Below are 20,584 nucleotides of genomic sequence, written 5' to 3' on the forward strand. Positions count from 1 at the left end.
GTTTTAGAAATTGAGGTTAACACCTAAAGAATAAGATTTAATATTTGGATACCTTGTTCCATTCCCGACATTTACGGTACTTTCTAAATCCCAAAATTTGAACTGGCTAAATGTAAGTGGATTGAATGCCTGGATGTAAACGATCGCCTTTTTAAATACGCCTTTTATCAAATGCTGTGGAACAATGTAATCCAATTCTGCAGTTTTCAGCCTGATAAAATCAGCATCACGTAGCCACCAAGTACTGGTTTGGGTATTATTTCTATTTCTATCTTCGCCGTTTGCCAGCCTTGGATAAAATACATCCTGCCTGGGATTAGCCTCTGTCCAACGATCTTCTATATTCGAAAAAACATTTGAAATACCAGCTCCGTTTGCGAAAGGCTGGATAGCGTCTCCGGCTAAAAACACATCGGCACCATTCTGGCCTGTAAAAAGGACATTTAATTTAAATGCCTTGTAGCCCAATCCAAAACCAAAACCATATACCATTGACGGTACATCACCAAACCCTATTTTGGTTTGATCATAGCTATTAATCAATCCATCCCCGTTCAAATCTTTGTATTTAATATCGCCCGGAAGGATTAATGATTTATCTCCAGGAACAGCGCTGGCATCAATTTCCGCCTGATCTCTAAATAGCCCTTCTGCAACATATCCAAAACGAGCAAGAATGTTATCGCCGCGTCTGTCCATCCATGGGTATTTAGGTATTGGCTGATCGTTTTCAACCATTTCATCTTTATTATAGGTAAAGTTGCCGCGCAGATTAAAAGTGAACTGACCGATATTACCGTTATACTCAATGCTCCCATCTATACCCTTATTAGTAGTAATCCCTAAATTACCAAACGAGTTGGCTACTAAGCCCCATGAATAAGGGCAAAGACCCCTTCTTAAGAAAATACCTTCTCTTCTTTCTTTGAAAAAATCCACAATTAAAGAAAGCCTGTCATTTAATGTTTTTATCTCAACGCCTAAATCTTGTTTTCTTGCTTCAGCCCAGCGCACATCATAACCAAACTCTGTAACATTAATACCCGACGTATATCCATAGTCTTTGGCAAACCGATATCCTTGCACATTATCTGCAACAATAGTCAAATAACCAAATCGTCTGCCTACAATGTCACCGATACCTGTTAAACCATCAGAGTACCTGAATTTCAGGTAGGTAATCACATTTTTAACCGGTTGGAAAAACTTCTCGTTTGATGGAACCCAACCTACACCGAATGCAGGAAATGTACCGAAGCGATTTTCCGGCGCAAAAGTTTCTGAACCATTGTATCCAATATTACCTTCGATAAAATAGCGGTCATCGTAAGAATATGTTAATCTTCCCGCAAATCCTACTGATCTTTGAGGGATCGCGCTAGCAAAATCACCTGCAAACTCTTCAGACATGTCTTGAGTATAAAATAACGCTAGACCACCTACCCGGCTTTTGCCAAAAGTATTATCATAGTTCAAAGAAGATTCCCAATAAAATTTTCTTTCGCCAAAATTACTCCGCTCATAGGAAAGGTAATTACCTGACCCTACAAACGTTCTTGTAAGATTTAAAGAACCGTCATCATTTCTAGGCTTTTCAGGATCTGGGAAAAAGGTATCTTCTCTCTTACCTCTGCCTAAAACACGTCTATTTGATGCATCAAATGCAAACATTGATGTAGCGCTAAGGCCTTTGACAAGGAAGCCGAAATCCTGTGTTAGTCTAAGATTTGAAAATAACTCGTTAGTAAATTCCGTGTTATAACCTCTCCTAGTAAGATCAGCCCAAGGATTTCTGAAGCCACCATTGGGGTTTTTTCCTGGAACAAAGCCACCGGTGTATTCCAATGGATATTCTGTAGGAGGTGTAGACATAGCAGATCCAAATATATCAGTAACACCAATATAGGGCTGGTTGATATTGCTGAAGAAACCTCTGATGCCTATATCTAATTTTGTTGTACGGGTAATATTCATGTTGACATTGGTAGTAACATTAAACCGCCTAAACTTCAAATCCGCATTATAATCTTGTAACTTATCTGTGTTCATTAATCCAGTTTCGTCATAATAAGATACAGATCCATAGTACTTTAAAAAGTCGGTTCCTCCGTTAACGTTTACATTAGCTGTTCTTATACTTCCGGTGGGCTTAAACAAAGCGTCAAACCAGTCAACGTTCGGATACAATTCAGAGTCTGCGCCATTTAATGTATTATCGATGTATTCCTGGGAATATTTGGCCACCTGGCCGCGTGTGGTAAACGACTCATTGGCAGCTTCCAGGTATTGCGAAGCATTAGCCATTTTAGGTACTTGGGTAAACGTGGAGATACCCTGACTAAAATCCAAGCTCACCTGAGGTTTACCAACTTTTCCTGTTTTAGTCGTAATCAAAATAACGCCATTGGCACCGCGCACACCATATACAGCCGTACCAGCGGCATCCTTTAAAACAGTAAAGGATGCAATGTCCTGTGGGTCTATATTGTTTATACTACGCTGTACTCCATCCACTAAAATCAAGGGAGCGGATGAACCGCCGCCAAAAGTTGATATCCCACGAATCCATATATCAGCGCCACTACGGCCAGGCTGGCCGCCGCGTTGCACCCCAATAACGCCCGACAATCGGCCCGCAAGGAGGGTATTAATATTGGACACCGGCATATCTAATTCTTCGGGATTTACCGTAGACTGTGCCCCAACAACACTTATTTTTCTTTGTCTTCCAAAGCCTACTACTACTACTTCATTCATCGAGTTTTGTTCTGCTTCCAAAACAATATTTAAAACCCTGTTATCGCCTATTATTACTGCCGTAGATATATAACCTACTGCAGAAAACACAAGGCTGTCAAATTTTGATGCCTGAATGTTAAACTCGCCTCGTGCATCTGTAATTGTGCCCCTCTCTGAGCCCTGCACCTGAACTGATACATTGGCAATAAATATTCCTGCCCTATCTCTTACCAGGCCCGAAATATTTTGTGTTTCGTTTTGACTGTAGACGTATGTTGTACTAAAAAAAATCAGTAGCAACAGTACATGTAGGCCCTTGTTAGATAGCCAAACTGGACTTCTCATAAATGATACTTTAAAAATTAAAAATTGGTTTTTATTTTATGGGAACAAGCATTACCCGATTGAATATCAAACGGCTCTCTTCGTTTTCTTTTTTAAATAATATACTCACAGGTATACCCTGATCATAAATTTCTACATCACCCACATAAACATCATTCCTGTTTAAAGAAATCGCTTTCCATCCGCTGGCTTCGCGGCCTGCAGCTATATTAACACTGATCTGGTTGCTATTAATGTTCTCTTGATGCAGATATATTTTATATTTCCCCGTCTTTAATTCATTCACATTAATATTCATTGCAGCATTTTCATTCCCGGTCAACACGGCGTTGCCATCTTTTAAAACAATATTACCATTGTAAGTAAGATGTTGCATTAAGCGGGTATAAAACGTAATGGTATCTGGCTGAAACACAATAGTAGCTTCATTATCGGGGGCTGCATTTATACTTACTGGTTGGTTAGCATAATAAAATGCAACGGAGGTGTACCATACTTTTCGGTTATTTTTTTCCGGGCCGTGTTCAATGCTATGAAATATGTTTTTTGAAAAAGGGAGTTTATCAGTAATATAAAACCTGTATCCTCCGGTTCTGCTGAATGGTAAAGAATAATCAAGACAGCCATGTAAGGGTCCGCCTAATTTCTCAACCCAGCCTCCTGGTTGTGCATACCATCCGCCATTAAAATAATCTTCACTTCCTGTGCCGTGAATACTGTTATTCCCGTCTATCACGGTAGAATCATCACCTTCAAAAAATTCTGTAAAATTTGTAAACTCTGTAGCCTGGCTTTGAAGTAATGTGCCAACATAATGTCCCTTTCCAGATCCTTTCAAAAAATATGTGGCTTACCCAATGCAGGCGGACTGCTATTCCAAAAAGAATATAACTTTCCTTCTTTCTTCGGATCTCTTTTTTCATCAGTATGATAAACAGATGTCTCCAAAGAAATAGTCGGCTGATTTTTTATCGTTTCATTTTTCCTGTATACCAGCTCTAATGTGGCCGATCTGTCAAAAGGCATCGGTAAATAACAAAACAGTTTTGATGGGGTTGAGCCCAATAACATACTGTTCATGGAACGCTCACCAAAAGCATAGCCAAAAAAATCAGCAACAGGAATATTAATGGCTGCATTCTTTTCCGCGTCCCATGTAATTCTGATATCAATCTGCTTATGTATGCCTTCAAAAAATTTAGATGGCATTATTTCTATACCCAGAACCCGTCCACCATCTGTCAGGGAAGCAAATGGCAATATATCGCCTGGATTTAATGTCAGTTCTTTTTTAATACAGTTTGTCTTATCAGAGAAAATTGTGGAAACCGATTGTTCATCTCTTTGCCATAATGATGCAATACTTTTTAGCATCGATTTTTCGTTGGCAGATATTTTATTACTAAATGACTTAACGTGATAGTTTGTATTTAACTGCCTAAACTGAATTTGCAGGAACATCAGTTTATCACCACGCAGTACTATTTTACACCCTTTATTATAAGGAATAGGAATATAACTATAAAAGCCGCCAACTTTTGCTCCAGCCAATGGTGAAATGAAGGGAGCAATATTACCGGTAAACAGATCTCGAAAACGAATTGAAAAAGTGGGTATCGAAGCACCGTCGAAATAAAACTCCAATGTATCATCTGTTGGTGTTGGCGTCCATATTCTTTCAATAACTCCGCTGTTTTTCTCCTCGAATATTACAAGGTTTCCTTTTTCATCCTTTCTCAAGAAGGAATATTTCCCACTGAAACCGTCGTCATTACCGCCCGTGCGGTCGTAGGAGGAAACTTGTTTAACCTCGCTTCCTTCAAAATATTCCGGCATACGGGACACATCCTTCATTCGGTTCAACTCAGACAGGAAATCAACATCGCCAGACTGAGAGAAAAGGTTTGTGCACGGATATAATACTGCCACACCAACACAGAATAACAACAATATGCTACGCAGAATAATCATATGGCTCCTGCAATTTTGTTATCGAATCGTTAAAGAAAAATCGTTTTTGCAATACTAAAGTAACAAAGTTTTGTTAACTACAAAAATTATTTTTACAAAGATTTTCTAAGAATCACTTCTGCTTTTAGTAATGTTCCCTGCTTTGCTGGCTCGCCATGCCCATTCATTTGCAGGCAGAGGATTTCGACACCTTCCTTAGCTATTTCGTTTATGGGCTGATTTATAGAGGTTATGGCTGGTGAGTAAAGTTTAAATATTTCGTGGTCATCAAAAGACAAGACACCTACACGCGAAGGAATTTTCCATTTCAGCTCCTGCAATACTTTTAATCCTTGTATAGCAAGATAGTTGGTCGCAAAAAAATAGCGTCTATATCACTATTACTCTTTAGGAAAACTTTAATGTCATTTTCATAAGCATTTTCTTGTATCGAAAATGGCAACTCTAATATCAATTCGGGATAAAAAGATCATATTTTTTTGCTGTTGATTTGAAGGCCGCAAGTCGATCCTGCATTTGCGTTTGATCGAGTGCTGTAATAATAAAAGCTATTTTTTGATAGCCCTGTTCAACCAGCAACTGTACACCCGACTTTACGCTGCGCTTATTATCAACTAATACATAAGGGATGTCAACGTCAGCAAAATATCTATCTAAAAGCACTACTGGCTTCTTCGCATTTTTTAGTTTCAATACTTCTTCTTTCATTCCCTTAGAAGGCGTTATAATAAACCCATCCACCTGTTTATGTAGCATTCTAATAAGTTCAGATCCCTTCTTATCGTCATTTTCTGTACTGCAGTAAACGAGCCGATAACCTACACCGTGTGCAATATCTTCTATGGCTTTGGCAAGCATAGAAAAAAATCTGTTGGATATATCTTCCACTATCAAACCAATAACATGCGTTTTACCAGTACGAAGGCTAGCGGCAGATTTATTAGGAACATAGCCGGTTTCCTTAATGATCTTCCGAATTTTTTTGCCATCTCCTCGCTAATGCGCATTTCCTTTTCTTTACCGTTAATTACAAAAGAAACTGTAGAGGGTACTACGCCTGCGATTTGTGCAATGTCCTTAATAGAAAGCTGCTTCATATGTCAAGTAGTATAAATCTTTGGTTCAATCAAAATATTGGCATCCTGACCAGAGGGTGAAATCACAATAACTCTTTTAATGTGAAAACCTTATCAACATATCCACCCAGTTCAATGGGACTTTAAAGTAGAACAATGTTGATAAAACATCACTTAGGAAAATCGTTTTTGTTTATGGCAATGAAAATACTATTTTTCTTCAAAACTAAGATTCAAAAATCCTGGACGTTCATAATTTAATCAGCCGGATAACTACATGTCGAATCTGGAAACACAGCGATATTCAAACCAGATACAGTATGAGCACTAAAATATCCAAGCGCGCCTCCTATTATATTCGAGGCAGGGTTTCCCGGAGAAGCAGATTGCGAAGACCCCAACGAGCCCTGGTTTAAACTATACCAGAATAAATAATTCGGCATATCTATACATTGCAATTCTACCCGCAACTGATCGCAAGGTTTTAAAGTGTATTCATCGTTGAATATTAAAAGCTCGTCTACTACAGTTCGCCCATTAATCAAATCATCCTTTGCTACAAATATCGTGGTTTCCGGATCTCCATCTACGTATTGTATAAAGCGATAAGCATTTCCAAAAGCTGGTGGATCCTTAAATCGAATAGTGGCTATCATACGAGTTTGCCCTAAAAAACCCGCTCGGTTACAAATAGACTATCTAACGTTACCCTTTGCGGCATAGTTGATGTAGCTGTAAAAACTTTTCGTTCGTCTCCGCCAGTACCTGGATATTCAACTCTGAGGTTATAGGTGTGGCCTGGCTTTCCCGAAAACGGTGCCCTGTAAATACCACGTGTGGAGGTTTCACTTAATAATACAGCTGAGCGACCTTCGTCAGAAATAGTTACCCGGGCACCGCTGATGCCTGTTAGATTGATTGTATCATTAAAATTGCTAGTTTGCGACACCCTTACCCGACAAGTGCTATCGTCGGTTATCTCACCCTGTATCACATACCGGGGAGCCACATCTTCAATATCTACCGTTATCACTTTTTCACAACTACCTGCAAAAAAGATGGTGATAATAAGGATATATTTAAAAAAAGACTGCAAATTATTTAAACTTAAAATTATATGATATGGATGGTACAAACCTAAAAAGAGATGTTTGAACAGCCTCTGTTTTGCTTTGATCGTTTTCAGCTTGCCTGAAACTAATTATATAAGGATTTTCTCTTCCATAAGCATTGAATATACTAAATGCCAGCTCAGACCTGAATTTCTTTTTATCCTTTAACAGCCATGTGGCACCTAAGTCAAGCCGGTGATATGCAGGCATCCGATCGGCATTTCTTTTTGTATAATAAAATACCACCTGGTTATCTATAATATACTTTCCACTAGGAAATGTAACAGCATCACCGGTATAATAAATCCAGTTGGCAGCAAGATTCCATTTTCTGTTGAGTTGATAATTAAATACGATAGCAAAGTCATGTGTGCGATCCTGTCTTGCATTATACCATGCTCCGTCATTTATGCCATCGATCTTTCTTTCTGTTTTTGACAAAGTATAACTTATCCAACCCGTTGCTTTACCTGCTTTCTTTTTAAGAAAAACTTCCCAACCATAAGCACGCCCAATGCCAAACAATATTTGCGATTCAATAGCATCGTTTGTAAAAACATCAGCGCCAGTCCTGTAATCTATCTGGTTTTGCATTTTTTTATAATAAGCTTCCGTAGAAAACTCATATCTGTTTCCAGAAAAATTTTTATACCATCCCACAGAAACCAGATCGGCAATTTCCGGCTTTATAATATTGGTACTGGCCAGCCATTTATCGGTTGGAGCACCGGTAGTAGAATTAGACATCAAATGAAGATTCTGTACATTTCTTACATAAGAAGCCTTAACTGATGTGGTTTGATTAATAATAAAACTTGCAGCTAAGCGAGGTTCTATATTGATATAGTTCTTTACCAACTCCCCTTTGCTATAATGAAGCGTATCGGTTACGTTTCCGTTGTCATCAATTTCATAAAAATCGCCTTCGCCTAAAATAGCAAAAGACGATACTCTTGCACCATATGTTACATTAAGCCAGGGAGCCGCTTTCCATGTATCCGTTGCATACAAAGCATTCTCCCACGAAAACCTGTCCTGCAAATAAAAATTATTGAAGCTTGCTGTTCCTGAAGAAGTAACATCACCTGGTTTTATTTTGTGGTAGGTAGAATTGAAACCAAAGCGAAGCGAATGCCGGCTACCTGCATACCACTGAAATTCCTGTTTCAGGTTAAGGTCCCTGATCTTCGAATAAATATCAAGATCGTTATTGGGATTGTTAATATTTATGTTATAATCAAAATCGCTATAAATAAAAGATGTATTCGAAAATAAGCGGTTATTAAATATGTGGTTCCATCTTACCGTACCGGTTATATTACCCCAGTTAATGCCAAACTGCTGATCGAACTTTAAATAATCCCGGCCAAAATATCCCGATACATAAATGTTATCCCTTTCTCCAATTTTATAATTGAACTTAGCATTGTAATCGTAAAAGTAAAGTTTGTTGTTCCGGATCGCACTATCCTTTGCCAACGGAACAAAAACATCTGCATAGGTTCTTCTACCCGAAAGCAAAAATGAAGATCTGTTTTTTTGTATCGGCCCTTCTAAATTTAATTTAGCAGAAATAATGCCTATGCCGCCGCTCAGTTCATAGTTCTGATTATTGCCCTCATTCATTTTCACATCCAACACAGAAGATAATCTGCCGCCGTATTGCGCCGGCATACCACCTTTGTAAACGGTAATATCTTTAACAGCATCAGAATTAAAGGTAGAAAAGAAGCCCAACAGATGTGAAGCATTGTAAACCTGCGCTTCATCCAAAAGAATAAGATTCTGATCAGCGCTACCACCTCTTACATAAAACCCGCTGTTTCCATCACCCGCCTGCTTTATCCCTGGCAACAACTGAATAGCTTTTAAAATATCCCTTTCGCCCAGTAACATTGGAATGCTTTTAACTTCTGTCATCGTCAGGCGCTCAACGCCCATCTGCGTTCCGGTGATTGTCCTTCCTTTTCCTGAAGCAGATACGGTAACATTTTCCAGATCTTTAACCTCGTCGGGTAATAAAATATTTTTTGAAATATCCTGATCTAGTTTGATGGTATCAACAAAAGTGGAGAAACCAATTGCAGAATATTCAATTTCGTAATCTCCTGCTGGCAATGTGATAGAATAAAAGCCATATTCGTTACTACTCGCACCTTCGCCCCCCCTCACATTTCTTATACTTGCATTGATAACAGTTTCGCCGGTTCGCTGTGAGCGAACAGTTCCACTAAGTGTAAATTTCTGTTGGCCGTAACCAACAGCATTCCATAGGACCAGAAGAAATAAAAAAACGACCTGCTTCATTGTTTAACAGGCCGAAAGATAATTGATAAACGTGAGAAGCGTTACTGTTGTTTTGTTATTTTTTTGTACCCAGCTACAGTGCATATGGCATCGATATTGCCACGCTCGTTTTATCGTCCCGATTATAACTCACCTAAGCGTCATTATGAGCGAAGCGAAGCCGAACAATCTAATCTTATAGCGAAAGCACATGTCAAGAGTTCAACAATTTCTCCACCCCTGCTTTCAGCCGCTCGGTCAGAACGACGAACCCAGTCATGTTTTTGGGTATCAACTAAGATATTACCGAAAAACGCCAGCTTCTTTCAAAATACTCACCAGCTTTCAGGTCGTTAATACCTTCCTTATCAACAAGCTGTTGGTTACTTTCTACACTATCAGCAATACCGCACCAGGGTTCTATGCAAACAAAGTCAGCATTTTTGGCTGCCCAAATACCCAGATAAGGAAAACCTGTAAAATCAAATTCTAATCCCTTTCCGGTTTTGACCGACAACAGACTAACCTTATTACTATTAAGATGTTTTAAAACAATAGCATCTGTATAAAACAATTCTTTCTGTAACGGTAGTTTATTGGTGTGGTTCAACAAGGGTTCGGTGCCGGTTTTTAACAGTCCTCCATCCAATAGCCATCTACCTGCATTTTCGTTTTGATCAAACTCCAAAACATAATCTTCGTATTGATCGCCTTCGAAAATAGGTGCTTTAAAAGCCGGATGGCCGCCTACGGAAAAGTACATGACTTGTTTGTTTATGTTATGCACTTTGTAGGTCACTTTCAAACTCTTTTCAATCAAAGCGTATTCAACATACAATTCAAAATGAAAAGGATACTTATCAAGAGTGTTTGCGTCGCTTTTCAGCAAAAACAATAAAGTGTCATCCGTTTGCTGAAATAATTCAAATTCCATATCACGGGCAAAACCATGGCGAGGCAAATTATATTGCTGGCCATTATACAAATATGTATCGTTTTTTAACGCGCCGACAATGGGAAAAAGAACAGGGGAATATTTAGGCCACTCCGGACCGGCATTCCACATATATTGTTGCCCTGTTTCTACGTCTTCAATACGCTGTAGTTCTGCACCTTTTGAGGCGACTGAGATTAGTAGATTGTTATTTTGAATGGTATAAATCATAGTTTATTTTATAAACCTTCGAGGTTTTGAAAACCTCGAAGGTCTCAACGGTCGCGTCGTTAGCTCGATGAGTTATAATCCGAACGATGAAGAGTGCGACGCAACAAAGATGCCATTTGCACTGCAGTTGGTATCACAATAAAAAATCAGCAGCTATTACACACCGCTAAAAATAGTAAAGCCGCCATCAACTTTTATCGAAGTGCCGTTGACAAATGTTGACTCATCGCTAAGTAACCATATTAACGCGCCTGTAAGTTCATTGGGGTTACCAAATCTTTTATAAGGTGTGCTGCGAATTACTTTATCACCTCTATCAGTGTAAGATCCGTCTTCATTGGTTAGTAATCTTCTGTTTTGTTCTGCAAGGAAAAAGCCAGGAACCAAAGCATTCATTCTTAATTTGTCTCCATAACGATTGGCCATTTCAACAGCAAACCATTTTGTATAAGCTTCAATTGCTGTCTTTGCAAGACTATAACCCAAAACCCTTGTTACTGCTCCATGTGCGGCCACAGAAGATATATTAACAATGCTACCGCGCTCAGAAGTTTCGGCCATTGCTTTTCCAAACACCTGAGTAGGTAATAAAGTACCAAATAAGTTCAAGTCCATCACTTGTTTTAAGGCATCTATATTAAGTTCAAAAACCTTGTCATCCGGCTGTACTACAGCGCCTGGCTGATTACCGCCTGCAGCATTTACAAGACCATCAACCTTTCCGTACTTATCGAGCACTTTCTTAAGCGCTGCTTCCAATTGCTGCTGGTTACTTACATCTGCAATTAGTGCGATGGCCTTACCACCGGCGCTTTCAATTTCTGCAACTCTTTCCTCTGCCACTTTTTCATTGCGCCCCAAAACCCCTACAGTTGCGCCTTGTGCCGCTAAATCTTTAACAAAAGAATGACCCAATACGCCGGTTGCACCTGTAACGATAATTACCTTACCTGCGAGAGAAAATTTTGTGTTGCTCATAATTTAATAATCTTTTTTTTAATTGTATAATGCATCAGTAAACTTACTGTCTCCGTCCTCCTCTTTTATAACAGTGCCATTTGGCTGGGGCGTAAAAGTAAGAATACTTATTTTTTGTTTTGTTTTATTTAATCTCATCAGGCGCATAGTACCGCTTCCGCCGTTTCTATCTTTTGCACCACTGTATGGAGGGCTTTGCCTCGATTGATAATCGGACAAATAAGTTTTTATTACATTTCCGTTATGCGTGTCTTTCCGAAAACCTTCACCCGCTATATGGCCGCCTAACATTAAAAACACGTTAGGATGATTCTTAGCCATTTCATAAATTCCTTTTCCTTGTTTAGTGAAATTACTTTGCTGGCTGTTATCTCCGTCACCAGGTTTATCACCGCTTGTTGTAACCTTTGGTCGGCTCAGCGTGCTGTGTGCCACAAGGATAGCTTTTCTATCTGAGTTAGCTGCTAATACACTGTCGGCCCAGTTTAGCATTCGTTTTTCATAATCGGCGCTATATCCTTTACTTCCCGATTGATTGAAAGGGAAATACATCACCAAAAATTTTTCGCCATTGGCTGAAAAAACATCAAAGTGTGTTTCGGTATTATTGTTATTTCTAAGGCGCCGCCATACCATGGCCTGTTTCCAAAATGAGTTTTGCCAAAATGTTTTGTGTATTGTGTAGTATCACTCCCCAAAGATGGTGTACCATTTGGCGATTGATCGTGATTGCCAACAGCCAGGCCATAAGGCACACCTGTTGCATCGAGCCTGTACATCGTGCTTTTGGCGCGTTCCCATTCAGAAGGTGCGTTATGATCGGTGATATCTCCTAAATGAATAATGTAAGCAATTTTTTCTTTTTTATAATTTTTGAGAATCCAGTCAATTTGATTTTGAAACATCTGCATGGATCCGCCGTGTCGCAGCGCAGTGTAATATTGTGTATCAGGTAAAACTGCGATAGAGCTATACTCATCTCCTTTTTCAATTCCATACTCAGTAAGCAGCGAAGTTGACTTACAGCTAAAAATGCTAACAATAAAAAACAGCAAGAAAATCTTTCGGTTCATAAAAAATGATTTAGAGGTTAAGAGTCAAAATGGTTGCAATAATAATAGCGATAATTAATCTTTCACAGATTTGTTTGTTAAGAAATTATCATATAACATATTCGACAGACCTAAAAGCTATTAGTTTAATGTAAGACTTATAACGCTTAGCTTAGGAAGCTTAACAACCAGCTCTCCCTTCTCTATTGAAGCACCTTTAAAAGGAACCGGCACCACTTTATTTTTGTTTTCGAAAGTATTGATATCATTAAATTTTTCGGAAGTTAATATGCGACCATCTACAGATTTATAAGATTTTCCCTTTAAAGCAGCTTTGATCATAATATCCTTATTGGCATCAATATTTACAAGCGTAATGTGAATTTTGCCTGTAGAGTCAAGCGATGCAGACGCATTGACTGCAGGAATTTTATTTTCACCATTTACATAATCTGGTGCTGTAAAACTGAATGGTACCAATTTAGCATCCATATGTTTTGTGTACAGGTCGAACACATAATAAGTAGGTGTTAATAGCATTTCCTTCCCTTTTGTAAGTACTATAGACTGAAGCACATTCACTGTCTGTGCCAGGTTAGCCATTTTAACGCGATCAGCATGGTTATTAAAGATGTTTAAAGTAGTACCTGCTATCAACGCATCTCTCAAACTATTCTGTTGATATAAAAATCCCGGATTCGTACCCGGTTCTACATCAGTCCAAATGCCCCATTCGTCCACCACCAACGCCACACGCTTTTCCTTATCATACTTATCCATGATTGCCGAATGCTTCTGCACAAGTTCTTCCATGTGCAGGCAATTTTTCATAGTATTGAAATACTGAGTTTCATTAAACTCAGTTGCAGAGCCTTTCTTTCCCCAATCACCAGTTGGTAAAGTATAATAATGCAGTGTAACACCCCACATTTGATGGCGCGGAATATTTTTCATCAATACTTCCGTCCACCTGTAATCGCCCGCATTAGCGCCACTGGCAATTTTCTTCAATGGCGCACCGGGATAATTTCTTGCGTATGTTGCGTATCTTTTATATAAGTCGGAGTAATATTCAGGAGTCATATTTCCACCACAACCCCAGCTTTCATTTCCAACACCCCAATAAGTAACTTTCCAGGGTTCAGTGCGTCCATTTTGCTTTCTTAATTCAGTCATTGTACTTTGTGCTGGTGAGTTAAGATATTCTACCCACTTTGCCATTTCTTCAACGGTTCCGCTACCTACATTGCCCGCCACATATGGCTCTGTATTCAACAACGTACAAAGTTCCAGGAACTCATGGGTTCCAAAACTGTTATCTTCTGAAACACCGCCCCAATTAGTATTCACCATTTTAGGGCGCTCTGAAGGTTTGCCTATTCCGTCTCTCCAATGGTACTCATCAGCAAAGCAACCGCCCGGCCAACGCAGATTAGGAATGTTGATTTTTCTTAATGCTTCTACAACATCAAGCCTTATACGTCCTTGTTTTTTACATCCAGTTTCTCATCTACCCAAAAACCGTCATAAATACAACGTCCCAAATGTTCAGCAAAATGACCATAAATATGTTTACTGATTACCGCGTCGGCATCATCTGTATTAAGCGTTGCCGTGACAGGTGTCTGCGCATAGATGCCTGAAAAAAGACAACGTAAATAAGTAATAAAAATGCTTTCTTCATCAGTATATTTTTATTTTGGCTTGATGCGATAGTAACCTGTCATTATCGAAGAACGAGATATATAGCTTATTCTATGGCAATTGCTTTTTTAATTGTTTTTGGGACAATTGAAAATATACAATTAATTCAAACTTGCAAAACGAAAACGTTTGAAGTATATTTTTCATGCTTTATTGAGAAATAACAGCACCTGATTGTAATTGCTTCATCGCTTTCGCATAACGTACTCCTAAGGTTCTGGCTGATGGTGAATCAAAATGCGTGCTGTCACCCTTATGTTGCAGGCCTTTTGCAGAAACAACCATTGTATGGGGTATAACATCTGGTAACTGATCAATAAAAGCATTGATATGATTCTTCCTGCTGAAGTAACCAATTTCACCAGCAATAAACGGCAATTCAGGCTGATCCAGATCGCTACGGAGGCGCTTTACTAAAGCCACTAATTGAGGTAAATATTTAGTCGCTTTATCAGGATTATTATCCGATTCCCCCTGGTGCCAAAGTATTCCTTTTAACACACCTTTCTGCATCGCAATTTTAGTTCTTCGTATAGCATCATCATAAGGATGCGCAGAAAGGTAAGACTCGCCGGGCTGCCATACTTTTATAGGAGACCCGCCCCAGGCACATGGAACCAAACCAATTTTAATCCTTGAATTCTTTTCTAACATTGCGTTAGCAAAACTTAATCCCGGCCCAACCCCTACAACCTTAGGTTTATCAAAGTGTACCGGATCTTTGGCAATTACCCATTGATTTAAAGAATCCAGCATTACTATTTTTGAATTACTAGTGGCACCAAGCTCGTCTAATGGGCCACGGCCCGCCATATTAGATTGCCCTATTAAGAGATAAAGATGAAAATTACTATCAGGTGGATCTGCTTGTGCAAAAGAAGATATACTTATAAAAGTGAACAATGCTAAGTTCAGGAGTTTCCTATACATGGCTAACGCTATTTGATGTTACAGTTTTTTATCGTTTATAACTACATTGTTTAGAACAAAGTTTTCAATATAGTCTTTATGAACTGTAGAATCTTTTATCGCTTTTATTATCAAGTTATCAAATGTAAATGCAGAAAGCTTATACTGATCGGATTTCTTAACATTAAATACGATATCACAATTGAGCGTCAGGTTTCTCATGGTAATATTACTTGCATAAGACATCTTTATTCCTGATTCTCCTTTCAAATCGAAAAACTGTGTCCAGGGATTAATGTCGAGCATGTTAGTTGCATAACCTGTAATGTCTTCTATTAAAATATATTCATACAGTTGCGGTGTATCCGGGCGCATTTTTAAATGCAGCAATCGTTTGGCATCTTCTACTTTCGATCTCCGAAAAATAATATTTCTATTGTGAATAGATTCACTACCACAGGTGAGTGCACTATGACAAAAACCGTAGGTATTATCTTCAATAATAATATTGTAGTTTCCACCATTGACGCTGTCCTTATCAGCATTTGGCCCTTTACCACCTTTAAGCGCTACTGCATCATCGTTTACAGACATGTAGCAATTTTTGATAAGCACATTTTTGCAGGCATCAAGATCAACAGCATCGGAGCTGGGCGCTTTTACGGGTGCAAAAGGAGCATAGATATAAAGGTTTAACAACTTTAGATTTTCACATTTGTAATAATGGGAGGTCCAGAAAGGAGAATTGATCAACCGGATACCTGACACTTGTACATTTTTACTGTTTGAAACATACAGGACACGCGGACGCATCTCATCCATGTTGGTACATCTGGGATTAAACTGTCGACGTAACCAAAACGATTTCCAATAACGCAAGCCATTACCGTTTAATGTGCCCTTACCTGAAATAGTGAAGCCGTCTACTTTATCAGCATTTACTAAAGCAGCAAAATACTTCAAAGTCTGCCCTTCCATGCGCGTCATTACGATCTCAAAATTGCTAATATCGTCGCTGCCTTTTAGCACAGAGCCTTCTTCTAAATATAAATGAGTGCCGGGTTTAAAAAAAGAGAGCCACTTAAATAAATACCTTTTGGAACAACAATTACACCGCCGCCAGCATTATATGCTTTATCAATAACAGCTTGTATACTTTTCGTCTGGCAAATATTGCTATCGTTAATAACACCATGATCGGTAATCTTATATATTTTCCCCAACTTGGTTATATCGGTTTCTGCAGTTTGCCTAAACCAATCAGGAATAATACTTCCATCAGGAAACTTATCCTGTGCAAGAGATATATTAGTGAAGCAAACTAAATACAATAACAGGATCTTAATCGTTTTATGTACCATAATATTATTTAAATCATTAGTTCTGGCGGATACTAATTTAAGGTTGTTTAAACTTTCAGACAAAAGCATTTTATGTTCGCCCGATTTTTTTAGTTAACATTGACAAGTATCGGGTGTGTATGCAGGCCGAATTATAATTGAAAGTTGAAGAGTGCGATCCTTCAAAAAGCCCGTCCGACCGCCCATCAGGACGGGCTTAGGATAAACTGCCACGATTTTGTGCCTCATCCGTCTGCGATAGGTGGACACCTTCTACTGAAGGAGAAGGAAGCGGAAATGGAGCTTAATTATAATCGGGACGATAAACCGAGCCTGCCCGAAAGAATTCATTCAGGCGGGCGTGGCAACGAAGATGCCATATATTTACTGACCGATCCAAAATTCAGTATTAATTTTCCGCTGCTCATTTCTTGACACTTGTTGTTTCTTTAATGAGTTTTGTTTTTAAAAACTTACGAATTGGCGTGTCAATAAATACGACAACTCCATACGATAACAGGATAAGAAATAGAGCTCCAGCGATAACTATTGTAGACATTTGTTGCATGCCAGGCTTTTCCTTTTCGATATAGCTTAAAACCATCCAAAGGATCGGATAATGTATCATATATAGCGGATAAGAAATATCGCCTAAAAATTTGCACAGTTTATCCTGTTGTTTTGAAAGATAAGATCCAGCACCAAGCGCAACTAATAAAGGAAAATAAAATATAACAATAACCGGGTCAACGATAAAGTTAGTGGCTTCTGAAAAAGGAATAAAAAAACTGCTGCCAGTAAAATACACATCACCGGAAAGGCGATCTTTGATTTAATAATATAGCCCAAACGGTAAACCAGCATGCCAGCAAGAAAGGAATAAAAAATACGAGTACCACCTCCCCAAAAGTTATCTCCTCCCCAACCAACGCCCAAATAACCGGATTGATACGATTCAATACAAAGCAGGATAGCTGCAATACCTGTGAGTATCCAAAGTATTTTATTCTTTAGCCTAAATAGAATGATGGCATAAAAAACATTTGCGATATACTCCCAAAACAAGGACCAAGTGGGCGGATTGAGATGGAAGAAATTAAAGTAGCGTTCGGGGACAGTTGGAAATGGTATAAGGAAACAGGATGCTATAAACATAAGCGCTGTCTTTCCATTGCTATACATACTGGAGAGATCGCTGAAAGGATCAAAAATAAAAGTAACCAACCCCAATATGGAACCTATCATAACAAGCGGATGAAGCCTTATTAATCTTAATTTCAGGAAAGCCAAAATACCAATCTTTTTAACCCTGCTGTCGTAAGCGTAGGCTATAACAAATCCTGACAAACAAAAGAAAAAATCTACAGCCAGATGGCCATGAGCGATAAAATTATCATGATAATCAGGAACTACAAACTCCATGAAATGATAGACAACTACACATATTGCAGCTATTCCGCGCATTCCATCCAATACTTTGAAATGCTGCTTTGTGGCCATGAGTTGCGGGGACAAATCTTGAGACATTTTTTGTTTATTTAAGCAATCTAAATATAGACGCAAACATAGTTTAGCTAAATAACTTTGATATTCTATTTTGATTCAATAATAATACAAATCGTCTCAAAATTGCATCACTAAAAAAGCAAACATTATATAAATTGGAATTAATAATACTTTTATTCACTTCGAAATAAAAATCAGCAGCTACAGAGAAATTAATTTTCAAAGAAAACAAATGTGATTTATTATCTTGACAAAGATCGTAACTCAAAAACCATAAACTGATAAAGAAAAAATCAAGTAATGAAATATTTCTTCTTAATTCTAATTGCTTTCGTTCAATTATTGCAAACAGGATGTTCTCAAAAGAAAGATGAAAACAAATCTTCTTTAACGGACCATCATACTGAAATGATACCAGAAGAAAAAGATTATCAAAAAATAAATAATAATCTGGATAATTATACGATCAGAAATTCAGAAGAAGATTTAGAAAACTTCCGTTTGAAAAAACCTGTTTATTCCATCAAATATTATAAAATCGAAGACTCCAAAAACAATCCAAAAGAAGTCAAAAAAATAAATGGCAAAGATTTTTACCTACAGTCTTATACAGAATATTTAAAAGACGGGCGCAAACGTTATAAAGAATACATTTATGATCATATCAAACGAATTGAGAATTTTCATTACGATGAGCATTTCGCAAACCTGATTCTATTGCATAGGATTGAGCCCAATCCTGAAAATGAAAGAAATTATTACAACATCTTAAATTATCACCCCAACAAAATATTGAAAGAAGATATTTATTACCGGACTTACAAAGGAACAGATTTTGACTTTGAAGGGTTTGCTACATACGACTTTCAAAAAATAAAAGATTCGATTGTAATTAAAGTTAAAGAAATTGGCTACGATACCATCCCCGACCCGGAAGACATCTACACTTTCATCGATACAATGCTCATCAAAACAAAGCCGCTTTATCAATCCAAAAAACAATATTTCAAATGGATCGCATCAAAGTATCATCCTTTCAAAACAGAAGGTTACGTATTTGATGATCGGGATGTTGATTACGAATATGATGAAAAAGGATTTATAAAATCAGAAACCTGGATCAAAAATGGAGCTTTGGAAAACAAAACAGAATATGAATATAACGAAGATTATACCGAAAGAATTGAGCAGGATTATCACATGCGTGGAACTGAAAAGTCAACTAAACATATCAAAAAATATAATAAGCATGGCGACTTGATTTCCGAGCAGATCATTGAATATACAGGGAACCAACTCAATCCTTATGTTTATGAATACGTTTATGATGAAAACGACAATTGGATTGAAAAGAAAAAATTCAGCATCAACTTAAAAGAAGAAAATAAGAAAGAGTTGCTACAGCATGAAATACGCGAGATAATTTATTTCGGAAATGATTCCAAAATCCGTGAACTGAAATTGCCACAATTTTCAAAAAAGATTGATGAAGTACGTGCAGACATTCCCAAACTTGCCCAACAAAAGCAACAATCTATTAATGAATTTAATGAAGCTGTTGAAGCAGGAAACTACGACTCGAAGATTACAAAAACGGAAGCAACATCGTTAGAAGATTTCACGCCAAAATTTTGGAAACTTAAACAAACAGCCTTAGGCGATTTGGACAATCAGCCCGGCGATGAAGCGGCAATCGTTTATGAAACGCCCGTTCCCGGCGACTTAGGTTTCGCACAGGCTTTGGCTATTTTCAAAAAAACAGAAAACAAATGGAAGCTTTGGCATCAATCTTTTTCTCCTGTTTTGGGTACGCAAAATGGCGGCATGATGGGAAATCCATTTGAAAGTATATCTATTTCCAACCGAACTATTATCATTCATCATTTTGGCGGCAGTCGGCAAAAATGGAACTACACACATATATACCGCTACCAAAACAATGATTGGTATTTGATTGGTGCGGGCGTACATTTTGGTGCACCTTGCGATTACTTTGTAGGATTGGATTATAATTTATCAACAGGAAACATAGTTGCGGATTATGCACAGGAAATTTGTGACGATGAAAACCCAGACGAAAGAGCATTAAAAGAATGGAAAGAAACTTTTAAAAGAAAAATACCATTGCCCAAAATGGATATGTTTACACCCGGAGACAATCGTGTAGAAATTCCAAATCAGGATTATGAAATGTATTATTAATATCCTTTTGTTTAAATTTATTGACGGATTAAACCTGATGAAAACAACAATCTATCGCAATGACTGCAAAAACATTTTTTTCTTCCTTTTGTGTCTGCAATTTACAACTCTAATCCAGGCTCAGGATACGATTTATTTTGACAAAGACTGGAAACAGACAACAAAGAGCATCATTCTTTTTATCGGCTGATGCCTTTGC

General features: G+C 38.1%; 19 protein-coding genes and 1 pseudogene. 1 reads left to right on the plus strand and 19 read right to left on the minus strand.

Features of this window, described 5'->3' with window-relative positions:
- Nucleotides 1-3: 3 nt before the first annotated feature.
- The 19 genes and pseudogenes from MKP09_RS15280 to MKP09_RS15355 form a co-directional block, all read right to left on the minus strand.
- Nucleotides 4-3,039, minus strand: a complete 3,036-nt coding sequence (locus tag MKP09_RS15280; RefSeq protein ID WP_240830851.1) for a SusC/RagA family TonB-linked outer membrane protein — start codon at nucleotides 3,037-3,039, stop codon at nucleotides 4-6.
- A gap of 76 nt (nucleotides 3,040-3,115) precedes the next feature.
- A complete protein-coding gene (locus MKP09_RS15285; protein WP_262915422.1) occupies nucleotides 3,116-3,922 on the minus strand; it encodes a DUF2961 domain-containing protein in 807 nt (268 codons plus the stop codon).
- A complete protein-coding gene (locus tag MKP09_RS26315; protein WP_262915423.1) occupies nucleotides 3,919-5,055 on the minus strand; it encodes a DUF2961 domain-containing protein in 1,137 nt (378 codons plus the stop codon). The genes MKP09_RS15285 and MKP09_RS26315 overlap by 4 nt, the downstream gene beginning before the upstream one ends.
- A 92-nt stretch (nucleotides 5,056-5,147) precedes the next feature.
- A pseudogene (locus MKP09_RS15290) lies at nucleotides 5,148-5,402 on the minus strand (substrate-binding domain-containing protein); the annotation flags it as partial.
- 103 nt (nucleotides 5,403-5,505) lie between these two features.
- Nucleotides 5,506-5,913 carry a type 1 periplasmic-binding domain-containing protein gene (locus MKP09_RS15295; protein WP_240830853.1) on the minus strand — a complete coding sequence of 136 codons (408 nt, stop codon included), beginning with the start codon at nucleotides 5,911-5,913 and terminating at the stop codon, nucleotides 5,506-5,508.
- 32 nt (nucleotides 5,914-5,945) lie between these two features.
- Nucleotides 5,946-6,152: a LacI family DNA-binding transcriptional regulator gene (locus MKP09_RS15300; RefSeq protein WP_240830854.1), complete on the minus strand. Its 207-nt coding sequence runs from the start codon at nucleotides 6,150-6,152 to the stop codon at nucleotides 5,946-5,948.
- A gap of 236 nt (nucleotides 6,153-6,388) precedes the next feature.
- Nucleotides 6,389-6,787 (minus strand): DUF4249 domain-containing protein, encoded by a 399-nt coding sequence (locus MKP09_RS26320; protein ID WP_262915424.1) that lies wholly within the window; start codon nucleotides 6,785-6,787, stop codon nucleotides 6,389-6,391.
- 11 nt (nucleotides 6,788-6,798) lie between these two features.
- Nucleotides 6,799-7,227 carry a DUF4249 family protein gene (locus MKP09_RS26325; protein WP_262915425.1) on the minus strand — a complete coding sequence of 143 codons (429 nt, stop codon included), beginning with the start codon at nucleotides 7,225-7,227 and terminating at the stop codon, nucleotides 6,799-6,801.
- 1 nt (nucleotide 7,228) lies between these two features.
- The gene (locus MKP09_RS15310; protein WP_240830855.1) at nucleotides 7,229-9,550 is read right to left on the minus strand and encodes a TonB-dependent receptor; all 2,322 of its coding nucleotides are present in this window, start codon (nucleotides 9,548-9,550) and stop codon (nucleotides 7,229-7,231) included.
- Between the two features lie 274 nt (nucleotides 9,551-9,824).
- Nucleotides 9,825-10,694, minus strand: a complete 870-nt coding sequence (locus MKP09_RS15315) for an aldose 1-epimerase family protein (protein WP_240830856.1) — start codon at nucleotides 10,692-10,694, stop codon at nucleotides 9,825-9,827.
- A gap of 156 nt (nucleotides 10,695-10,850) precedes the next feature.
- A complete protein-coding gene (locus MKP09_RS15320; protein WP_240830857.1) occupies nucleotides 10,851-11,672 on the minus strand; it encodes an SDR family oxidoreductase in 822 nt (273 codons plus the stop codon).
- 18 nt (nucleotides 11,673-11,690) lie between these two features.
- On the minus strand, nucleotides 11,691-12,224 hold the full coding sequence (locus MKP09_RS15325) for a metallophosphoesterase family protein (RefSeq protein ID WP_240830858.1): 534 nt from the start codon (nucleotides 12,222-12,224) through the stop codon (nucleotides 11,691-11,693).
- A complete protein-coding gene (locus tag MKP09_RS15330; protein WP_240830859.1) occupies nucleotides 12,224-12,745 on the minus strand; it encodes a metallophosphoesterase in 522 nt (173 codons plus the stop codon). The genes MKP09_RS15325 and MKP09_RS15330 overlap by 1 nt, the downstream gene beginning before the upstream one ends.
- Nucleotides 12,746-12,865: 120 nt before the next feature.
- Entirely contained in the window at nucleotides 12,866-14,203 is a 1,338-nt protein-coding gene (locus MKP09_RS15335) for an alpha-N-arabinofuranosidase (protein ID WP_490355051.1), read from the minus strand.
- A gap of 375 nt (nucleotides 14,204-14,578) precedes the next feature.
- Nucleotides 14,579-15,358, minus strand: a complete 780-nt coding sequence (locus tag MKP09_RS15340) for a sialate O-acetylesterase (RefSeq protein ID WP_240830861.1) — start codon at nucleotides 15,356-15,358, stop codon at nucleotides 14,579-14,581.
- 18 nt (nucleotides 15,359-15,376) lie between these two features.
- Nucleotides 15,377-16,366 carry a glycoside hydrolase family 28 protein gene (locus tag MKP09_RS15345; protein ID WP_240830862.1) on the minus strand — a complete coding sequence of 330 codons (990 nt, stop codon included), beginning with the start codon at nucleotides 16,364-16,366 and terminating at the stop codon, nucleotides 15,377-15,379.
- Nucleotides 16,367-16,377: 11 nt separating this feature from the next.
- Nucleotides 16,378-16,767, minus strand: coding sequence for a hypothetical protein (locus MKP09_RS15350; protein WP_240830863.1), 390 nt, complete (start codon nucleotides 16,765-16,767; stop codon nucleotides 16,378-16,380).
- 334 nt (nucleotides 16,768-17,101) lie between these two features.
- Complete coding sequence (locus tag MKP09_RS28225; RefSeq protein WP_394801085.1) at nucleotides 17,102-17,485, minus strand: acyltransferase family protein; 384 nt, start codon at nucleotides 17,483-17,485, stop codon at nucleotides 17,102-17,104.
- A complete protein-coding gene (locus tag MKP09_RS15355; RefSeq protein ID WP_240830864.1) occupies nucleotides 17,389-18,204 on the minus strand; it encodes an acyltransferase family protein in 816 nt (271 codons plus the stop codon). The genes MKP09_RS28225 and MKP09_RS15355 overlap by 97 nt, the downstream gene beginning before the upstream one ends.
- Nucleotides 18,205-18,483: 279 nt before the next feature.
- Here MKP09_RS15355 and MKP09_RS15360 point away from each other — a divergent pair, with 279 nt between their 5' ends.
- On the plus strand, nucleotides 18,484-20,385 hold the full coding sequence (locus tag MKP09_RS15360; RefSeq protein WP_240830865.1) for a hypothetical protein: 1,902 nt from the start codon (nucleotides 18,484-18,486) through the stop codon (nucleotides 20,383-20,385).
- The last annotated feature ends 199 nt before the right edge of the window (nucleotides 20,386-20,584 follow it).

The sequence above is a fragment of the Paraniabella ginsengisoli genome (genome assembly GCF_022513635.1).
Taxonomy (GTDB): Bacteria; Bacteroidota; Bacteroidia; order Chitinophagales; family Chitinophagaceae; genus Niabella; species Niabella ginsengisoli.

Bases quoted from the DNA above. Each gene is read 5' to 3' on its own strand.
- MKP09_RS26320 (WP_262915424.1), bottom strand. From the start codon at position 6,787: ATGATAGCCACTATTCGATTTAAGGATCCACCAGCTTTTGGAAATGCT.
- MKP09_RS15310 (WP_240830855.1), bottom strand. From the start codon at position 9,550: ATGAAGCAGGTCGTTTTTTTATTTCTTCTGGTCCTATGGAATGCTGTT.
- MKP09_RS15325 (WP_240830858.1), bottom strand. From the start codon at position 12,224: ATGTATTTCCCTTTCAATCAATCGGGAAGTAAAGGATATAGCGCCGAT.
- MKP09_RS15350 (WP_240830863.1), bottom strand. From the start codon at position 16,767: ATGCTTTTGTCTGAAAGTTTAAACAACCTTAAATTAGTATCCGCCAGA.
- MKP09_RS15340 (WP_240830861.1), bottom strand. From the start codon at position 15,358: ATGTATAGGAAACTCCTGAACTTAGCATTGTTCACTTTTATAAGTATA.
- MKP09_RS15320 (WP_240830857.1), bottom strand. From the start codon at position 11,672: ATGAGCAACACAAAATTTTCTCTCGCAGGTAAGGTAATTATCGTTACA.
- MKP09_RS15315 (WP_240830856.1), bottom strand. From the start codon at position 10,694: ATGATTTATACCATTCAAAATAACAATCTACTAATCTCAGTCGCCTCA.
- MKP09_RS26315 (WP_262915423.1), bottom strand. From the start codon at position 5,055: ATGATTATTCTGCGTAGCATATTGTTGTTATTCTGTGTTGGTGTGGCA.
- MKP09_RS15295 (WP_240830853.1), bottom strand. From the start codon at position 5,913: ATGCTTGCCAAAGCCATAGAAGATATTGCACACGGTGTAGGTTATCGG.
- MKP09_RS15360 (WP_240830865.1), top strand. From the start codon at position 18,484: ATGAAATATTTCTTCTTAATTCTAATTGCTTTCGTTCAATTATTGCAA.
- MKP09_RS15300 (WP_240830854.1), bottom strand. From the start codon at position 6,152: ATGAAGCAGCTTTCTATTAAGGACATTGCACAAATCGCAGGCGTAGTA.
- MKP09_RS15330 (WP_240830859.1), bottom strand. From the start codon at position 12,745: ATGAACCGAAAGATTTTCTTGCTGTTTTTTATTGTTAGCATTTTTAGC.
- MKP09_RS15355 (WP_240830864.1), bottom strand. From the start codon at position 18,204: ATGTCTCAAGATTTGTCCCCGCAACTCATGGCCACAAAGCAGCATTTC.